The 16,191-nt window shown below is 69.6% G+C and carries 19 protein-coding genes; 7 read left to right on the forward strand and 12 right to left on the reverse strand.

Features of this window, described 5'->3' with window-relative positions; genetic code table 11:
* Positions 1–299: 299 nt before the first annotated feature.
* Genes FZ025_RS00725 through grxD form a run of 3 tightly spaced genes read right to left on the reverse strand, consistent with a single transcriptional unit; the run spans position 300 to position 1,956 of the window.
* Positions 300–899 carry a YhgN family NAAT transporter gene (locus FZ025_RS00725; protein ID WP_046977740.1) on the reverse strand — a complete coding sequence of 200 codons (600 nt, stop codon included), beginning with the start codon at positions 897–899 and terminating at the stop codon, positions 300–302.
* Complete coding sequence (locus FZ025_RS00730) at positions 896–1,639, reverse strand: SDR family NAD(P)-dependent oxidoreductase (protein ID WP_046977741.1); 744 nt, start codon at positions 1,637–1,639, stop codon at positions 896–898. The genes FZ025_RS00725 and FZ025_RS00730 overlap by 4 nt, the downstream gene beginning before the upstream one ends.
* Positions 1,636–1,956, reverse strand: coding sequence for a Grx4 family monothiol glutaredoxin (gene grxD / locus FZ025_RS00735; RefSeq protein WP_003468232.1), 321 nt, complete (start codon positions 1,954–1,956; stop codon positions 1,636–1,638). The genes FZ025_RS00730 and grxD overlap by 4 nt, the downstream gene beginning before the upstream one ends.
* A 127-nt stretch (positions 1,957–2,083) precedes the next feature.
* On the opposite strand from grxD, the gene FZ025_RS00740 reads away from it, so the two are divergent.
* Positions 2,084–2,662 (forward strand): superoxide dismutase, encoded by a 579-nt coding sequence (locus FZ025_RS00740; RefSeq protein WP_046977742.1) that lies wholly within the window; start codon positions 2,084–2,086, stop codon positions 2,660–2,662.
* Between the two features lie 188 nt (positions 2,663–2,850).
* On the opposite strand, the gene FZ025_RS00745 is transcribed toward FZ025_RS00740, so the two are convergent.
* The gene (locus tag FZ025_RS00745) at positions 2,851–4,002 is read right to left on the reverse strand and encodes a 5-(carboxyamino)imidazole ribonucleotide synthase (protein WP_046977743.1); all 1,152 of its coding nucleotides are present in this window, start codon (positions 4,000–4,002) and stop codon (positions 2,851–2,853) included.
* Positions 3,999–4,502 (reverse strand): 5-(carboxyamino)imidazole ribonucleotide mutase, encoded by a 504-nt coding sequence (purE, locus tag FZ025_RS00750; protein WP_046977744.1) that lies wholly within the window; start codon positions 4,500–4,502, stop codon positions 3,999–4,001. The genes FZ025_RS00745 and purE overlap by 4 nt, the downstream gene beginning before the upstream one ends.
* Positions 4,503–4,560: 58 nt before the next feature.
* Between purE and FZ025_RS00755 the strand changes: the two genes are divergently transcribed.
* The 4 genes from FZ025_RS00755 (at position 4,561) to FZ025_RS00770 (ending at position 7,497) form a co-directional block, all read left to right on the forward strand.
* Positions 4,561–4,830, forward strand: a complete 270-nt coding sequence (locus FZ025_RS00755) for a Trm112 family protein (RefSeq protein WP_046977745.1) — start codon at positions 4,561–4,563, stop codon at positions 4,828–4,830.
* On the forward strand, positions 4,827–5,705 hold the full coding sequence (nadC, locus tag FZ025_RS00760) for a carboxylating nicotinate-nucleotide diphosphorylase (RefSeq protein WP_046977746.1): 879 nt from the start codon (positions 4,827–4,829) through the stop codon (positions 5,703–5,705). The genes FZ025_RS00755 and nadC overlap by 4 nt, the downstream gene beginning before the upstream one ends.
* A gap of 65 nt (positions 5,706–5,770) precedes the next feature.
* The gene (locus FZ025_RS00765; protein WP_046977747.1) at positions 5,771–6,880 is read left to right on the forward strand and encodes a DUF2272 domain-containing protein; all 1,110 of its coding nucleotides are present in this window, start codon (positions 5,771–5,773) and stop codon (positions 6,878–6,880) included.
* A 272-nt stretch (positions 6,881–7,152) separates the two neighbouring features.
* On the forward strand, positions 7,153–7,497 hold the full coding sequence (locus FZ025_RS00770; protein ID WP_046977748.1) for a DUF3301 domain-containing protein: 345 nt from the start codon (positions 7,153–7,155) through the stop codon (positions 7,495–7,497).
* A 253-nt stretch (positions 7,498–7,750) separates the two neighbouring features.
* Here the strand turns inward: FZ025_RS00770 and FZ025_RS00775 are convergent, their stop codons facing one another.
* The 7 genes from FZ025_RS00775 to FZ025_RS00805 form a co-directional block, all read right to left on the reverse strand.
* Complete coding sequence (locus FZ025_RS00775; RefSeq protein WP_046977749.1) at positions 7,751–8,185, reverse strand: ClpXP protease specificity-enhancing factor; 435 nt, start codon at positions 8,183–8,185, stop codon at positions 7,751–7,753.
* Between the two features lie 79 nt (positions 8,186–8,264).
* Entirely contained in the window at positions 8,265–8,900 is a 636-nt protein-coding gene (locus FZ025_RS00780; RefSeq protein WP_046977750.1) for a glutathione S-transferase N-terminal domain-containing protein, read from the reverse strand.
* 170 nt (positions 8,901–9,070) lie between these two features.
* Positions 9,071–9,817 (reverse strand): cytochrome c1, encoded by a 747-nt coding sequence (locus tag FZ025_RS00785; RefSeq protein ID WP_046977751.1) that lies wholly within the window; start codon positions 9,815–9,817, stop codon positions 9,071–9,073.
* Positions 9,810–11,072: a cytochrome b gene (locus FZ025_RS00790; protein WP_046977752.1), complete on the reverse strand. Its 1,263-nt coding sequence runs from the start codon at positions 11,070–11,072 to the stop codon at positions 9,810–9,812. Before FZ025_RS00790 ends, FZ025_RS00785 begins: the two co-directional genes overlap by 8 nt.
* Before the next feature lie 3 nt (positions 11,073–11,075).
* A complete protein-coding gene (petA, locus tag FZ025_RS00795; protein ID WP_009598116.1) occupies positions 11,076–11,699 on the reverse strand; it encodes a ubiquinol-cytochrome c reductase iron-sulfur subunit in 624 nt (207 codons plus the stop codon).
* A gap of 136 nt (positions 11,700–11,835) precedes the next feature.
* Positions 11,836–12,792, reverse strand: a complete 957-nt coding sequence (locus FZ025_RS00800) for a lytic transglycosylase domain-containing protein (protein ID WP_046977753.1) — start codon at positions 12,790–12,792, stop codon at positions 11,836–11,838.
* Positions 12,793–12,892: 100 nt separating this feature from the next.
* Positions 12,893–13,861, reverse strand: a complete 969-nt coding sequence (locus FZ025_RS00805; RefSeq protein ID WP_046977754.1) for a helix-turn-helix transcriptional regulator — start codon at positions 13,859–13,861, stop codon at positions 12,893–12,895.
* 75 nt (positions 13,862–13,936) lie between these two features.
* On the opposite strand from FZ025_RS00805, the gene FZ025_RS00815 reads away from it, so the two are divergent.
* Both FZ025_RS00815 and miaB read left to right on the forward strand, forming a co-directional pair.
* Positions 13,937–14,563, forward strand: a complete 627-nt coding sequence (locus FZ025_RS00815) for a glutathione S-transferase family protein (RefSeq protein WP_046977755.1) — start codon at positions 13,937–13,939, stop codon at positions 14,561–14,563.
* Between the two features lie 72 nt (positions 14,564–14,635).
* Complete coding sequence (gene miaB / locus FZ025_RS00820; protein WP_046977756.1) at positions 14,636–16,066, forward strand: tRNA (N6-isopentenyl adenosine(37)-C2)-methylthiotransferase MiaB; 1,431 nt, start codon at positions 14,636–14,638, stop codon at positions 16,064–16,066.
* Positions 16,067–16,191 lie beyond the last annotated feature (125 nt).

Here is a 16,191-nt window from a genome sequence, read left to right on the forward strand (position 1 = left end):
GGCTAACGTGGGAGCGGCAGAGAGCGGTGGAGCGATTGGCATGGACACGGCGCACGCGTGCCCACCGCTTCGGAAGGCGCTACGGTAGGCGGGCTATTTCGCCCGCGTATGCCTCGGGCGTTTACAAGAACTTAATATGGCGCCACGCACCGACACGCGGCGGCACAAAAAAGCGCCGCAAATGTCATCGAATTGCCGCAAACGCCCGGGATGTCGCAGCGCTGGCGCGTATCGACAGGCCGTGCACAGGCGCAGCGCAGCGCGGACGCACGGCGCATGGCCGCGGCAGGGATTGCCGCTCAGCCGGCGACCGGCAGCTTCAGATAGGCGCTGAGGCCGTCCAGGAACATCTGCACCGAGATCGCCACCAGCAGCATGCCCATCAGTCGTTCGACCGCGATCAGCACGCGCATGCCGAGCAGCTTGTACAGCAGCGTGCCGGAGAACAGTAGCACCGAGGTGCCGATCCAGGCCAGGATCAGCGCCAGGCTCCATTCGCCCAGGCGAGTGGGTTCGTTGCTGCCCATCAGCATCACCGCGGCCATGCCCGAGGGCCCGGCCACCAGCGGAATCGCCAGCGGCACGATGAACGGCTCGCCGTCGGGAATCTCGCCCATCAAGCCTTCCGGGCGCGGGAAGATCATGCGGATGCCGATCAGGAACAGCACGATGCCGCCGGCGATCGCCACCGATTCCTGGCGCAGATGCATCACTTCCAGTGCGTACTTGCCGCCCCACAGGAACGCCATCAGCACGCCCAGCGCGATCAGCAGTTCGCGCGCCAGCACCACGCGCTGGCGCTTGGCCGGCAACGGCTTGAGCACGCTGAGGAACACCGGGATGTTGCCCAGCGGGTCGAGGATCAGGAACAGCAGCAGGGCTGCCGACAGGATGGTCATGCCAGGGGATTCCAGATCGCGCCGCGGTGCGCGGCACCGGCAGGCGACAGCAGTTCCACGCAGGCGGCGGCGTAGTGCGCCGGATCGACCGCGTCGAAGTCTTCCTGGTGGGTGTAGGCGCGGGCGCGCAGCGCGCTACGCATCGGCCCGGGCTGCAGCCCGGCCACGCGTACCGTCGAGGCCGCCAGTTCGCCGTGCAGGGTCGCCAGCAGGCCGCGGCGGCCGTGCTGGGCCGCGCCGTAGCCGCCCCAGTAGGCCTGGCCGACGCGCGCCGGGTCGTCCAGCGCGAACACGATCGCCGCATCGGGCGCCTGCTTCAGCAGCGGCAGGCAGGCCTGGGTCAGCCAGCCCGGGGCGGTCAGGTTGACGTGGATGGCGCGCGCGAACTGCGCCGGGTCGGCGTGTTCGAACGGGGTCAGGCCGACGAAATCGGCGGCGCAGTGCAGCAGGCCGTCCAGTCGTCCGAGCTCGGCCTGCACCCGCTCGGCCAGCGTTGCGTAGTCTTCCGGGGTGGCGCCGAGCAGGTCCAGCGGATACAGCAGCGGCTGCGCGCCGATGGCGGCGATCGCATCGTAGACCCGGTTCAAGCGCGCCGGCTTGTGCCCGAGCAGCAGCACCGTGGCGCCGGCCTCGGCGCAGGCCAGCGCCGCGGCGGCGCCCAGCCCGCCGGCAGCCCCGCACACCAGCACCACGCGCTGCGCCAACGCGCCCGCGTGCGGCGTCGCCTGCACCGCTGTCACGGCTGGTAGGCCTCGGCCACGATGCGCTGCAATTCGCCGGATTCGAACAGTTCCATGGTGATGTCGCAGCCGCCGATCAGTTCGCCGTGGATGAACAGCTGCGGGAACGTCGGCCAGTTCGAATGACGCGGCAGATTGGCGCGGATCTCGGGCTCGTCGAGCACGTTGACGGTGTGCAGCCGATCGGCACCGGCGGCCAGCAGGGCCTGCAGCGCGCGGCTGGAAAACCCGCACATCGGGTACTGCGGCGTGCCCTTCATGAACAACACGATGGGGTGGCGTTCGACGTCGGCCTGGATGCGCTCCATCACCTGCATGCGGGTTTTCTCCTGCTGGGGCGAAAGAACGGACCTCGGCGGTCGGCTAGACTTTCGCGTAGCCGCATAGTGTAAGCCCTGCGCATGGCAGTACCGATACGCGCCCCAAAACCGCTCCCGAGGATCCATGGCCATCGAACTCGCTCCCCTGCCGTACGACCGCGCGGCGCTGGCGCCGCACCTGTCCGCCGAGACCCTGGACCAGCACCACGGCCAACATCAGCGCGCGCTGGTGGAACGGCTCAATGCGCAGATCGCCGACAGCGAATTCGCCGAACTGCCGCTGCAGGACCTGGTGCGCCGCGCCCAGGGCCGCCTGTTCCAGCACGCGGCCGAGGTCTGGAACCACGAGTTCTACTGGCGCGGACTGCGCCCGCGCGGCGGCGGCGAACCGGGCGGCGCGCTCGCCGAGCGCATCGCCAGGAGCTTCGGCGACGTCGCCCGCTTCAAGGCCGAGTTCGAACGCATGGCGCTGGCCGTGTTCGGCTCGGGCTGGGTGTGGCTGGTGCAGCGCCCGGACGCCACGCTGGCGCTGCTCGCCACCGTCAACGCCGGCTCGCCGCTGACCGGCGAGGACCTCCCGCTGCTGGCCTGCGACCTGTGGGAACACGCCTACTACATCGATTACCGCGACGACCGTGGGCGCTACCTGGAAGCGTTCTGGAAGCTGGTGAACTGGGAGTTCGTGGCGGCCAATCTGCGGTGAGGCCGGGATTGGGGATGACCAGCCTGCGGCTGTTGTAAAGCGCTTCGGGATTGGGGATGACCGGCCTGCGGTCGTTGTGGAGCGCTTCGGGATTGGGCGAATGACGGCTGCCGCGTAGTCGCGCGCGGCGCTGGCACCCTTTTCATGCCACGCCCAGGCGCGGCCTAGGCGCGACCTCCTCAGCCGGCTCAGCCCTGCGCGCGCAGGGTCTCGATCACCGGGGCGACCTGGTCGCCGCGCTGCAACTGCGCGCCGACCGTCTGCAACGCCTGCACCAGTGCCGTCGGCGTATCCTCGCGCAGCGTGGCGTGGCCGACCTTGCGGCCCTCGCGCGCTTCCTTGCCGTAGTCGTGCCAATGCCCGCCGGGCTGCGCCAGCACCGGCGCGGCGTCGGGCATCTGCCCGATCCAGTTGAGCATGCAGGCATGGCCGAGCATGCGCGTGGCCCCCAACGGCAGGCCCAGCACCGCGCGCAGGTGGTTCTCGAACTGCGAGGTCTCCGCGCCTTCGATGGTCCAGTGGCCGGAGTTGTGCACGCGCGGCGCCATCTCGTTGGCGAGCAGTTCGCCGTCGCGGCAGAACAGTTCCAGTGCGAACACGCCCACATACTGCAGGCGCTCGGCCAACGCCTGCGCGTGGGCGATGGCGGCCCGCTGCAGCGCGGCGTCGGCCTGCGCCGGGGCCAGGCTGGCCGAGAGCACGCCCTGCACATGCCAGTTCTCGGTCAGCGGCCAGGTGCGGAACTCGCCGTCGCGGCCGCGCACCGCGACCACGCTGATCTCGCGCTGGAACGGCACGAAGGCCTCCACGATCAGGCCCACGCTGTGCGCCTGTGCGCCCAGCGCGGCCCACGCCGCATCGGCATCGGCCGCGGACTTGATCCGGAACTGGCCCTTGCCGTCGTAGCCCAGGCGCCGGGTCTTGAGAATGCACGGGGTGCCGATCTGCGCCAGCGCCGTGTCCAATTCCTCGCGGCTGCCGATCGCGGCGAAATCCGGCACCGGGATGCCCAGTTCGCGGAACAGGGTCTTCTCGGCCAGCCGATCCTGCGCCACCGCCAGCGCGCGCGGATTCGGGAACACCGGCACCTGCCCGGCCAGCCATTCGGCGCTGGCCGCCGGCACGTTCTCGAAATCGAAGGTGGCCACATCGACCTTGGCCGCGAACGCGGCCAGCGCCGCCTCGTCGCGGTAATCGCCGACCTGCAGCGGCGCGACCTGGCCGGCGCAGGCGTCGGCCACCGTATCCAGCATCACGAAACGCAGGCCCAGCGGCGCGCCGGCCACGGCCATCATGCGCGCCAGCTGGCCGCCGCCCAGGATTCCGACGGTGGTGGTCATTGGCGCGGATCGTCCTTGGCCATCACGTCGTCGGTCTGGCGCTGGCGGAAGTCGTCCAGCGCGGCGGCGATGTCCGCGTGTTCGGCGGCCAGCATCGCCGCGGCGAACAGCGCGGCATTGGCCGCACCGGCATTGCCGATCGCGAACGTGGCCACCGGGATGCCGGCCGGCATCTGCACGATCGACAGCAGCGAATCCAGGCCGTTCAGCGCCTTGGACTGCACCGGCACGCCGAGCACCGGCACCGCGGTCTTGGCCGCGAGCATGCCCGGCAGGTGCGCCGCGCCGCCGGCGCCGGCCACGATCGCGCGCAGGCCGCGCGTGGAGGCCGCTTCGGCATAGGCGAACAGCACATCCGGGGTGCGGTGCGCGGACACCACCTTCACTTCATAGGGCACGCCCAGCGCGTCGAGTTTCTGCGCCGCATGCTGCATGGTCTCCCAGTCGGAACGGGAACCCATCACGATGCCGACGAGCGGCGCGGTTTGCTTGGAGGTCATGGCCGTCCCCTGCCTGAAAGACGTATTCTAGCCGTCTTCCACGCAAGACGAAGACCGGATGGATCGCAAACTGCTCGACCTGCTGTGCTCGCCCGACACCCGCCAACCGCTGGCCCTGCTGGATGCGCGCGGCCTGGAGGCGCTGAACCGCGCCATCGCCGCCGGCGGCGTGCAGCGCGCCGACGGCAGCCCGCAGGCGCAAGCGCTGCGCGAGGCGCTGATCACCCGCGACCGCAAGCAGTTGTTCCGCGTCGACGACGGCATCCCGGTGCTGTTGGCCGAAGAAGCGATCGGCACCGCCCAGCTCGCCGACTTCCCGGCCAAATGAGCGGCGCAGCGGCGCCGCTGCAGCCGCCAGCGCAGGAATCGATCGACGCCGACGTGGCGCGCGCGCTGGCCGAGGACATCGGCAGCGGCGACGTCACCGCCGCGTTGCTGCCCGATCGCGCCGACAGCGCCTATTTGCTGTGCAAGCAGGACGCGGTGATCGCCGGCCGGCCCTGGTTCGACGCCTGTCACCGCGCGCTCGACCCGCAGGTACGGATCGACTGGCGCATCGCCGAGGGCGAGCGCGTCGCCGCCGGCACGGTGCTGGCGCTGCTGCACGGACGCAGCCGCGCGCTGGTCAGCGCCGAGCGCGCCTCGCTGAACTTCCTGCAGACCCTGTCCGCCACCGCTACCGCCACCGCCGCCTACGTGGCCGCGGTCGCCGGCACCGGCGCGCGCATCCTCGACACGCGCAAGACCCTGCCCGGCCTGCGCCTGGCGCAGAAGTACGCGGTGCGTTGCGGCGGCGGCAGCAACCACCGCTTCGGCCTGTACGACACGGTGATGCTGAAGGAAAACCACATCCACGCCGCCGGTTCGCTGAGCGTGGCGGTGCAGGCCGCGCGCGCGCAATGGCCGGACCTGCCGCTGGTGGTCGAGGTAGAAACGCTGGCGCAACTGCGCGAAGCCTTGACGGTCGGCTGCGACCGCATCCTGATCGACGATTTCGACGCGGCGCAGCGCCGCGAGGCGGTGGCGATCGCCGCGGCGGCGCCATTCCACCGCGCGATTCCGCTAGAGGTCTCCGGCGGCGTCGATCTTGACAGCGTGCGCGCGATTGCCGCCGACGGCGTGGACTGCATCTCCATCGGCGCACTGACCAAGCACGTGCAAGCCGTGGATCTGTCCCTGAAACTTGGACCGCCGCCGCACTGACTTCACGGCCGCGGCCACACCGCTCTGCGACGCTGCACGCATCCCCCTGTTCACCGAGTTCGCCGATGGCCCGCCCCTGGTTCGCGTTGTTGTGTGCCGCCGCCCTGTTTCCCGCCGGCCGCGCGGCCGCCGCGGAGGTGTGCGACCTGCCGCCGCGCTTCGGCCTGACTCCCGCCGCCGTTGCCATCGTGCGCACCGCCTGCAACGAGCATCGCCTGTGGTGGCGGCCGTTCATCGATACCGACGGCCGGCTCGCCGGCCTGCGCGCGACCGAGGCCGAGCGCAGCTATCTCGCCGATCACGGCATCGAGGCCTGGCAGCGCGTGGCCGCCTATTGGCGCGATAGCGGCGCGCTGGGCGCGATGGGCGGCAGCGACGGCGCCGCCAGCTGCCAGCAGTTGGACGGCTCGCGCTACCGACAAGCGGACTGCCGCGCGTTCATCGTCGACAACCCGTGGTCGGCGGCGTTCGTGTCCTGGGTGATGGTGCGCGCCGGCGTCGATGGCTTCCACAGCTCGGTGCGGCATATCGACTACATCCGCGCCGCCTACCAGGCCGGTACCGACGGCCTGCCCTACCGCTATGCCGACCCGCAGCAGGACAAGCCCGCGCCGGGCGACCTGCTGTGCTTCCTGCGCGGGCGCAAGCAGCCGCTGGGCGCGGCCGGGCTGCGCGAGGCGCTGGCGCGCGGCGGCGCGCTGCCGTGGGAATCGCATTGCGACATCGTGGTCGCGGCCAACGTCGGCGGCGACCACACGCTGTACCTGATCGGCGGCAACGTGCTCAACGCGGTGACCATGCGCAAACTGCCGCTGGACCGCGCCGGCCGCCTGCAACTGCAGGCGCCGCTGGCGCAGGACCAGGTCGGCGACGACGGCGCCGGCCTGGAGTGCACGCCGGGCCACGAGGAGCTGTGCGACTTCAATCGCCAGGACTGGGCGGCGCTGCTGCAGCTGCAACCGCAGGCGCAGCTGTGGCCGCCGGTGACGCCGGGCGTCGTTCCCGCAGTGGATCCGGCCGCGCCGCAGGTCCCGCCGCCGGCCGCCGCGCCGATGGCGCCACCGGCTGCATCCGGCACTGCGCCAGCCACACCGGCCATACCGACCGCGCCGTCCCCAGCATCGGCGGCACCGGTGGCGCAACCGCAAGCGACCGAACCGCCGCCGGGACGCTAACATTTTATCGACTGCTTGCGACCTCCAGGATCCACGCCGGCTCGCCTCGGGCCATCGGTCGCAGCGGGCTTTGTCGGTGAAGCCCGTCGCGACTGAAGTCGCTCCCACAAGAGGCCCTGAGCCGCACACGAAAACTTCGCGCTCGCCATCCGCGCCGCTCGAGTCTCGGCCTCGGCCTCGGTCCCGAGTCCCGAGTCCCGAGTCCCGAGTCCCGAGTCCCGAGTCCCCAACCAAGCATTGCCGCTCCACCCCGCGTCTCGCTACAGTGACGCATGCCTAGCCTGATCCTGTTGATGATTGCCGGCGCCGCGGTGTTCGCGTTCTGGAACGCGTCGCGCGCGGCCGCCGAACGCGCCGAGAGCCTCGGCCGCAATGCCTGCAAGGCCGCCGATGTGCAGTGGCTGGACCAGAGCGTGCACGGCACCGGCCTGCGCCTGCGGCGCCTGCCCAGCGGCTGGCTCGGCTTCGAGCGGACGTTCCGCTTCGATTATTCCTACGATGGCGTCGATCGCCACAGCGGCCGCCTGGTGCTGCTCGGCGAGCAGTTGATCGCCTTCACCGGCCCCTCGGTGGCCACGGTGACGGCGCTGCACGAAGGGCGCGCGCCGCGCGAGTGAGGCGCCGCCTGGTCGTTCGCGAAGACGCGCACCGCAAGGGCTCTCGCAGGGTAGATAAGATGTTTCACATGCATGTCGGTCGCGCCTGAAGGCGCTCCTACAGAGACTCGATCCAACCTGGCATTGGCGCGCGGGAACCGTGGCGAATGATGCGCAGCGCCTGACGATGCGCGCGATCCGCCGGGCATCGATGCCAACAGCGGATCGGACTATCGCTCCGGCCACGCCCGCGCCGGCGCAGGCCCGACGTTTGCTACTTCACCACGCGCAGATGCGGACGCTTGCCGCCGGCCGCGTCATCGGAGCCGCTGGGCCGCGGCGGCGGGGTGTCATCGCCCGGCGGCTCGCCGGCGCCGTGGATATCGTCCGGCAGCGCCATGCCCTGCCCGGTCTCGCGCGCATACACCGCCAGCACCGCGGCCATCGGCACCTGCACCGGATAGCTGACGCCGCCGAAGCGGGCTGTGAAACTGACCCCGTCGTTGTCGATCTGCAACCGCACCACCGCGCGCTCGGCGATGTTCAGCACCACCCGGCCGTCCTTGACCGCACTCGGCGGCACCTGCACGTTGGGCAGGCCCGCGTCCACCAGGATGTGCGGGGTCATGCCGTTGTCGTTGATCCACTCCACCAGCGCCCGCAGCAAATACGGGCGATGGCTGGTCATGCGGGAAATATCGTCGGTCATGCGTCAATTCTACGCGCCGGCACGCGAAGGCGCCGGCGCAACTCGGGAAACAGCGGATGCGCCACGCGCGGCCGGGGCATCACACCGGCAGGTCGCGCAGTTTCTTTTCCTGATCCGTCAGGCTGCGGATGAAACCGGGATTGCGGAAGATGCGGTTGCCGTAGTCCTCGATCGCCTTGCCGTCCTTGGGCAGCGGAATGTCCAGCGCCTGCAGGCGCCAGATGATCGGCGCCATCGCGCAATCGGCCAGGCTCATTTCCGGATTGAGGAAGAACTTGCTGGCCTTGAACAGCGGCACCGACGCGGTCAGCAGCTCCTTGAGCCGCTTGCGCCCGGCCTCGGCCTGGGCCTTGTTGCCAAGCTGGATCGCCTGCACCTGCGGCACCCAGTCGTGCTCGATGCGCAGCATGGCCAGGCGCAGGCGCGCGCGCGAGAGCGGGTCGACCGGCATCAACGGCGGATGCGGATAGCGCTCGTCCAGGTATTCGCTGACCACGGAGGCGGCATACAGCACCAGCTCGCGTTCCACCAGGGTCGGCACCGAGTGGTAGGGATTGAGGTCGATCAGGTCTTCCGGAGGATTCTGCGGATCCACCGCCACGAAATCGTAAGTCACGCCCTTCGCGGCCAGCACCAGACGGACGCGGTGGCACAGCACATCATCCGTGGAAGAAAACAACGTCAAGGTATTTCGCATGCGTAAACTCGCCGCCATTCAAGGCTCTCCGACGACCGGAATCCGCCGGCCGCATCGACGCCGCCAGCACCTTGCTGACAGTCATCACGGCCCCTGAGTGTGCAACCCTCGCTCGCAAAAGCCAATAGGATGAACAGGGGATCAGGTCAGCAACGATGCAGCCAATGCGTCGGCCGCGCGGCCGACGCTCAATGCACGTCCTTCCAGTATTCCTTCTTCAGCAGATAGGCGAGGAAGGTCAGCAGCGCCAGGAACAGCACCACCCACACGCCCAGGCTCTGCCGCTTCAGCGCCGCCGGTTCGCCGGCGTACTCGAGGAAATTGCTGATGTCGCGGACCGTCTGGTCGAACTGCGCCAGCGTTTCCCGGCCCGGCGCAGCCAGCTGCAGCCGCTCCACCGGCTTGTCCACGCCGGGCTGCTCGGCCTTGCCGTAGATCGGCTGCTGCAGGCCCTGCAGCTCCCACAGCGGATTGGGCATGGAGGCGTTGGCGAACAGCTTGTTGTTCCAGCCCAACGGGCGCGACTGGTCCAGGTAGAACGACTTGAGGTAGGTGTAGACCCAGTCGGTGCCGCGCACGCGCGCGATCAGGCTCAGGTCCGGCGGCGCCTTGCCGAACCACTTGCTCGCCGCATCGTGCGGCATCGCCGCCTCGATGTGCTCGCCGACCTTGGCGCCGGTGAAGTTGAGGTTGGCCATCACCTCGTCCTCGCTCAGGCCCAGGTCCTCGGCCATGCGCGAGTAGCGCAGGTATTTCAGCGAATGGCAGCCGGAGCAGTAGTTCATGAACAGCTTGGCGCCGCGCTGCAGCGAGGCGCGGTCGCCGAGGTCGTTGCCGGCCTGCTGGGTGGCGCCGCCCTCGGCGGCCAGCGCCGCGGCGGACAGCAGCAAGGCGGATGCGAAGCAGGCCAGGACGGCGAGTAGGCGCTTAGTCATGGGTGGTTACCCGCTCCGGCACCGGCTTGGTCCGGTCCAGCGTGGTCCAGATCGGCATGGTCAGGAAGAATCCGAAGTACAGCACGGTCAGCACGCGGCCGATGTAGGTCTCGCTGGCATCGGTGCCGGGACCGGAGCCGATCACGCCGAGCCAGACGAAGCACACCGCCAGCACGCCCAGCATCACCTTGGAGATCCAGCCGCGGTAGCGGATCGACTTGACCTTGGCGCGGTCCAGCCAGGGCACCAGGAACAGGATCGCGATCGCCGAGAACATCACCAGCACGCCGCCGAGCTTGTTCGGCACCACCCGCAGCATCGCGTAGTACGGCGTGTAGTACCACACCGGCTTGATGTGCTCGGGCGTGACCAGGCGGTTGGCCTCGGTGAAGTTGTCGTGCTCCAGGAACAGCCCGCCGAACGCGGGCACGAAGAAGATGATGAAGGCGCCGATCAGCAGCAGGAAGCCGACCCCGACCAGATCCTTGACCGTGTAGTAAGGATGGAACGGAATGCCGTCGGCCGGCTTGTTCGGATCCCAGCGGTTGCCCTTGGGTCCCTTCTTGATCTCCACGCCGTCGGGGTTGTTGGAGCCGACCTCGTGCAGCGCGCCCAGGTGCAGCACCACCAGCAGCAACAGCACCAGCGGCAGCGCGATCACGTGCAGCGCGAAGAAGCGGTTGAGGGTGGCGTCGGACGGCAGGTAGTCGCCCATGATCCACTCGGTCAGGCCGTTGCCGATCACCGGGATCGCGCCGAACAGCGAGATGATCACCTTCGCGCCCCAGAACGACATCTGCCCCCACGGCAGCACGTAACCCATGAAGGCCTCGGCCATCAGCACCAGGTAGATCAGCATGCCGAGGATCCACACCAGTTCGCGCGGCTTCTTGTAGCTGCCGTAGAGCAGGCCGCGGAACATGTGCAGGTACACCACGATGAAGAACAGCGACGCGCCGGTGGAGTGCATGTAGCGGATCAGCCAGCCCCACTCGACGTCGCGCATGATGTACTCGACCGAGTTGAACGCCTCGGCCGCGCTGGTCTTGTAGTGCATCGTCAGGAAGATGCCGGTGACGATCTGGTTGACCAGCACCACCATCGCCAGCGAACCGAAGTAGTACCAGAGGTTGAAATTCTTCGGCGCGTAGTACTCGCTGACGTGCTTGCGGTAGAACGGCATCAGCCCCGGCGCGCGTTCGTTGACCCAGTCGAACACGTTGCCCGCGGTGCGGGTAAGGAGATTGTCGGCCATGGCTTACGCTGCCCCTTTCGCGGACGAACTGGGATCGACGCCGATGATCAGCGTGTTGTCGTCCTGGTAGTGATGCGGCGGCACCAGCAGGTTGATCGGCGCAGGCACGCCCTGGAACACGCGGCCGGCCATGTCGAAGCGCGATTTGTGGCAGGGGCAGAAATAGCCGCCCTTCCACTCAGGATCATAGGGCTCGGGGCGGATCTCGGCGACCATCTCCGGCGAGCAGCCCAGGTGCGTGCACAGCCCGACCAGCACCGAGATGTCGGGCTTGATCGAGCGGCCCTCGCCCTTGATGTAGGCCGGCTGCTGGTCGGTGACCTCGGACTTGGGGTCCTTGAGCCGCCCGTCCAGCGTCGGCAGCGCATCCAGGATCGCCTTGGAGCGCTTGACGATCCAGATCGGCTGACCACGCCACTCCATGATCAGGCGCTGACCTTCTTGCAAAGCGCTGATGTCGGCGGTGACCGGCGCACCGGCCAGTTTGGCCTTGGCGCTGGGGTTCCAGGACTTGATGAAAGGAACCGCGACGAAACCCGCACCCACCGCGCCTACCACCGCCGTGGTGGCGGTGAGAAAGCGGCGGCGTCCTGCATTTACAGAATCGTTGACCCCATCGTTGGCCATCCGGCACTCCGATCTTGATTGGGTAGCGTGAGGCTGCCAGCGGCTCGGTGGGGGTCGAGCCGCATAAAATCCACTGCAGTGTAGCGGAACCCTTAACGCGCAGACAATGCATCGCCGCAACGGCGACCCCAATGCCTCACTGCGCCGTCGCCAGCACGCCGCGGTAGCGATCGGCGAGCACGCCGACGCGCTGCACATAGCGCTGCGTCTCGCTGTACGGCGGCACCCCGCCGTGTTTGTCTACCGCGCCTTCGCCGGCGTTGTAGCCGGCGGCGGCCAGGCTCAGGTTGCCGTTGAAGCGCTTCAATAGCCAGGCCAGGTACTGCACGCCGCCGCGGATGTTCTGGGTGGCATCGAACGAATCGCCAACCCCGAAACGCCGCGCGGTCGGCGGCATCAGCTGCATCAGGCCCTGCGCGCCGGCGCGGCTCAGCGCCATCGGGTTGTACGCCGATTCGGCATGGATGATCGCGCGCACCACCGCTTCGTCGACGCCGTACTCGCGCGCGGCGGCGGCGATCTCGCTCTGGTAGGCGGTGGTGTTCAGCCGCACCGCGCCGAAGTTCAGCCCGGGGTTGGCACAGGCGTAGCAGGTCTCGATGAAGCTGTAGTGGATGGTGCGCACCGTGCCGAGGCTGGCCACCTGGGTCGGCCGCGCGCTGCTGTAGTGGCGCACGCCGTCCTGCATATAGGCATAGACCTGGCCGCTGACCACCCGCCGCGGCGCGGTGCCGGTCACGGCAGGCACGGGCGCCACGCGCTTCGGCGCCACGCTGGCGGCGACCGGCGCCGGGGCCGCGACCGAGGGGCTGATGATGGTGGCCGGAGCGCCGGACTGCGGCGCCGCCAGGGTGACGACACCGCGATTGGACGCACGCTCGGCGGAGACTGCGGCAAGCGCCGGTGCAGCGCGTGCGGAGCGGCGGTCGGGCACATAACTGCTGACCACGCTGCAGCTGGCGCCGGCCACGCGCTTGCTGACGTAGCTGGGCACGCCGTCGCCACCGATGCACTTGTACAGGGTGCCCGCGCTGGCCGGCATTGCCGACAACGTTGCGATTGCAAGCCCCAGAAGCCCCACCATCCCCTTCATGGCGGCGAGTGTCCCAACTTCGCCGGCGCTTGCCAAGTGCGCGGCGGCGGCGGGACCGGCCGCCCGTTTCGCCACCCGGCCCGCCTCGCGCCTGGCCGGCTCATTCGGGGGTGGCCGGCAGCTGCGTCAGCAGGTCGGCCAGCGCGCTGCGCAGTCCGGCCGTCACCGCCGCGTCGGCCTGCAGCGCTGCGAACGGCACGCCCAGGGTGAGCAGTTGCGCCGCCAGCCAGGGCAGCGTGTCGGCCAGCATGGTCAGCCGGCAATGGCCGTCCTGCTCGGCCTCCAGGGTTCCGCACCAGGACGGAATGCGCGGCCCCAGGTCGGCCATGCTGCCGCGCAGCCGCACACTCAGTCCAAACTGCTGCGGCAGCGGGCTGTGCTGGATCGCGTCGCGCACCATCGCGGCCGGATCGCGCGGCGGCAGGCGCAGCGCGATCGCCTCGCCCGCCTGCAGCGGCGATTGCATGCGCTCGACCCGGAACGTCCGCCAGTCGGCGCGATCGCGGTCCCAGCCCAGCAGATACCAGCGGCGCCCGTAGTTGACCAGGCGCAGCGGCTCGATCAGGCGCTGGCTGCCGCGTCCGCCGTAGTCGCGATAGCCGAAGCCAAGCAGGCGCCGGTCGCGGCAGGCGCTGGCGATGCCGATCAGCACCTGGGTGTCCGGCAGCGCCGGGTCCTGGCCGAGCGACACGGTGACCGCCTGCAGCGCCCCGGCGCGCTGCCGCACCCGCGCCGGCAGCAGCGGGTCGAGCTTGGCCAGCACCCGCAGCGCGGTGTCCTCCAGGCCGCCCATGCTCGCGGCGGCCGCGTGCAGCGCCACCGCGACCGTCACCGCCTCGTCGTCGTCGAACAGCAGCGGCAGCATCTGCGCACCGGCGCCCAGCCGGTAGCCGCCGCCGACCCCGGACGAGGCCTGCACCGCATACCCCAGGGCGCGCAGGCGCTCGACATCGCGGCGCAGGCTGCGCCGGTCCACGCCCAGGCGTTCGGCCAACTCCGCGCCGGCCCAGACCCGGCGGGTCTGCAGCAAGCCGATCAGGCGCAACGTACGGGAGGCGGGGGAAGCCATGGCGCACGGTATTGCGGACAGAACCCGTCCGCAATAGCGCCTAGCATGGGTGCTCGATCACCGAGGAGAGCCGCCATGCCCATCGCCGACCGCCATGTGACCCTGTACCACAACCCCAAATCCCGCTCCAAGGGCGTGCTGATCCTGCTCGAGGAACTGGGCGCCGACTATGCGCTGGAACGCATCGACTTCGACAGCGGCGAACAGTTGGCGCCGGAGTACCTGGCGATCAACCCGATGGGCAAGGTGCCGGCGATCGACCACGCCGGCGCGGTGGTCACCGAACAGGTGGCGATCTACCAATACCTGGCCGATCTGTACCCGGAAGCCGGGCTGGCCCCGGCGATGGGCGATCCGCGCCGCGGCCCCTACCTGCGCTGGCTGGCGTTCTACGGTTCGGCGTTCGAGCCGGCCATCATCGACCGCGCGCTCAAGCGCGAGGCGCCGCCGCGGGCGATGTCGCCGTACGCCGACTGCGACACGGTGATGGGCGTGGTCGACGACCAGCTGGCGCGCGGCGACTACCTGCTCGGCGACCGCTGTACCGCGGCCGACGTGCTGTGGGGCAGCGCCCTGGGCTGGATGGTCGGCTTCGGCCTGATGGATCCGCCGGCACCGACCCGCGCCTACGTCGAACGCATGGCGGCGCGGGCGGCGGTGCAGCGCGCGCAGGCGATCGACGCGGCCGCCGACGCGGCCTGAGCGGCCTGCGCCGCGCAGCCGGCCCAGGTAGACTAGCCGGCTCCCCTCAGCCACCCGCCTGGATTAAGCGCCATGACCGGGAACGCCCTGCATCCCCTGCCCTCCGCCGGCACCCCGGCCGCCGCCGCGCCCGCGGTGCGCGGCAAGCTGTACATCAAGACCCACGGTTGCCAGATGAACGAGTACGACTCGGCCAAGATGGCCGACGTGCTCGCCGCCGCCGAGGGCCTGGAACTGACCGACAACCCCGAAGAAGCCGACGTGGTGCTGGTCAACACCTGCTCGATCCGCGAGAAGGCGCAGGAGAAGGTGTTCAGCCAGCTCGGCCGCTGGCGCGTGCTCAAGGAGAGCAGGTTGAAGGCCGGCGGCAGGCCGGTGATCATCGGCGTCGGCGGCTGCGTGGCGTCGCAGGAGGGCGAGGCGATCGTCAAGCGTGCGCCCTACGTGGACCTGGTGTTCGGCCCGCAGACCCTGCACCGGCTGCCGGAGCTGATCCGCGCGCGGCGCGCATCGGGCAAGTCGCAGGTGGACATCAGCTTCCCCGAGGTGGAGAAGTTCGACCGCCTGCCGGAGCCGCGCGCCGACGGCCCGTCGGCGTTCGTGTCGATCATGGAGGGCTGCTCCAAGTACTGCTCGTTCTGCGTGGTGCCCTACACCCGGGGCGAGGAGATCAGCCGGCCGTTCGAGGACGTGCTGGTGGAAGTGGCGCAGCTGGCCGCGCAGGGCGTGCGCGAGATCAACCTGCTCGGCCAGAACGTCAACGCCTACCGCGGGCCGTACGCCGACGCCGAGGCCGGCGAGCAGCCGCAGTACGCCGATCTGGGCCTGCTGATCCGCAGCATCGCGCAGATCGACGGCGTCGGCCGCATCCGCTTCACCACCTCGCATCCGCTGGAGTTCAGCGATTCGCTGGTGGACGCCTATCGCGACGTGCCGCAGCTGGCGAACTACCTGCATTTGCCGGTGCAGGCCGGCAGCGACCGCATCCTCAGCGCGATGAAGCGCGGCTACACCGCGCTGGAATTCAAGCAGAAGATCCGCAAGCTGCGCGCGGTGCGCCCGGACATCTCGATCAGCTCGGACTTCATCGTCGGCTTCCCCGGCGAGACCGATGCCGACTTCGACAAGACCATGAAGCTGATCGAGGACGTGGGCTTCGACCAGAGCTTCTCCTTCATCTACTCGCGGCGCCCGGGCACGCCCGCCGCCGACCTGGAAGACGAGACCCCCGACGCGGTCAAGCACGCGCGGCTGGCGCGGCTGCAAGCGCACATCAACGCGCATTCGCTGCAGATCTCGCGCGACATGGTCGGCAGCGTGCAGACGGTGCTGGTCGAAGGCCCGTCGAAGAAGGACCCGGCCGAGCTGACCGGCAAGACCGAGAACATGCGCTCGGTGAATTTCCCCGGGCACCCGCGCCTGGTCGGCCAGTTCGTCGCGGTGGCGATCACCGAGGCGCTGAGCAATTCCTTGCGCGGGCGCGTGGTCGCCGACGCCGCTTGAGCGCGGCGCGAGCCGCCAGCACGGCCCGCGCCAACGCCGACTGGCCCTTCTCCGCCACGCGCGCTACGCTTCCACCCCCGTACTGAACGACCCCGGCGGCGCCACGCGCGCGCCGCGTCCGCACC

Origin of the sequence: Xanthomonas hyacinthi, from assembly GCF_009769165.1 — a bacterium.
GTDB classification, from domain to species: domain Bacteria; phylum Pseudomonadota; class Gammaproteobacteria; order Xanthomonadales; family Xanthomonadaceae; genus Xanthomonas_A; species Xanthomonas_A hyacinthi.

Coding starts and splice junctions, on each gene's coding strand:
- FZ025_RS00725 (WP_046977740.1), bottom strand. CDS start 899: ATGACCATCCTGTCGGCAGCCCTGCTGCTGTTCCTGATCCTCGACCCG.
- grxD (WP_003468232.1), bottom strand. CDS start 1,956: ATGCAGGTGATGGAGCGCATCCAGGCCGACGTCGAACGCCACCCCATC.
- FZ025_RS00740 (WP_046977742.1), top strand. CDS start 2,084: ATGGCCATCGAACTCGCTCCCCTGCCGTACGACCGCGCGGCGCTGGCG.
- FZ025_RS00745 (WP_046977743.1), bottom strand. CDS start 4,002: ATGACCACCACCGTCGGAATCCTGGGCGGCGGCCAGCTGGCGCGCATG.
- purE (WP_046977744.1), bottom strand. CDS start 4,502: ATGACCTCCAAGCAAACCGCGCCGCTCGTCGGCATCGTGATGGGTTCC.
- FZ025_RS00755 (WP_046977745.1), top strand. CDS start 4,561: ATGGATCGCAAACTGCTCGACCTGCTGTGCTCGCCCGACACCCGCCAA.
- nadC (WP_046977746.1), top strand. CDS start 4,827: ATGAGCGGCGCAGCGGCGCCGCTGCAGCCGCCAGCGCAGGAATCGATC.
- FZ025_RS00765 (WP_046977747.1), top strand. CDS start 5,771: ATGGCCCGCCCCTGGTTCGCGTTGTTGTGTGCCGCCGCCCTGTTTCCC.
- FZ025_RS00770 (WP_046977748.1), top strand. CDS start 7,153: ATGCCTAGCCTGATCCTGTTGATGATTGCCGGCGCCGCGGTGTTCGCG.
- FZ025_RS00775 (WP_046977749.1), bottom strand. CDS start 8,185: ATGACCGACGATATTTCCCGCATGACCAGCCATCGCCCGTATTTGCTG.
- FZ025_RS00780 (WP_046977750.1), bottom strand. CDS start 8,900: ATGGCGGCGAGTTTACGCATGCGAAATACCTTGACGTTGTTTTCTTCC.
- FZ025_RS00785 (WP_046977751.1), bottom strand. CDS start 9,817: ATGACTAAGCGCCTACTCGCCGTCCTGGCCTGCTTCGCATCCGCCTTG.
- FZ025_RS00790 (WP_046977752.1), bottom strand. CDS start 11,072: ATGGCCGACAATCTCCTTACCCGCACCGCGGGCAACGTGTTCGACTGG.
- petA (WP_009598116.1), bottom strand. CDS start 11,699: ATGGCCAACGATGGGGTCAACGATTCTGTAAATGCAGGACGCCGCCGC.
- FZ025_RS00800 (WP_046977753.1), bottom strand. CDS start 12,792: ATGAAGGGGATGGTGGGGCTTCTGGGGCTTGCAATCGCAACGTTGTCG.
- FZ025_RS00805 (WP_046977754.1), bottom strand. CDS start 13,861: ATGGCTTCCCCCGCCTCCCGTACGTTGCGCCTGATCGGCTTGCTGCAG.
- FZ025_RS00815 (WP_046977755.1), top strand. CDS start 13,937: ATGCCCATCGCCGACCGCCATGTGACCCTGTACCACAACCCCAAATCC.
- miaB (WP_046977756.1), top strand. CDS start 14,636: ATGACCGGGAACGCCCTGCATCCCCTGCCCTCCGCCGGCACCCCGGCC.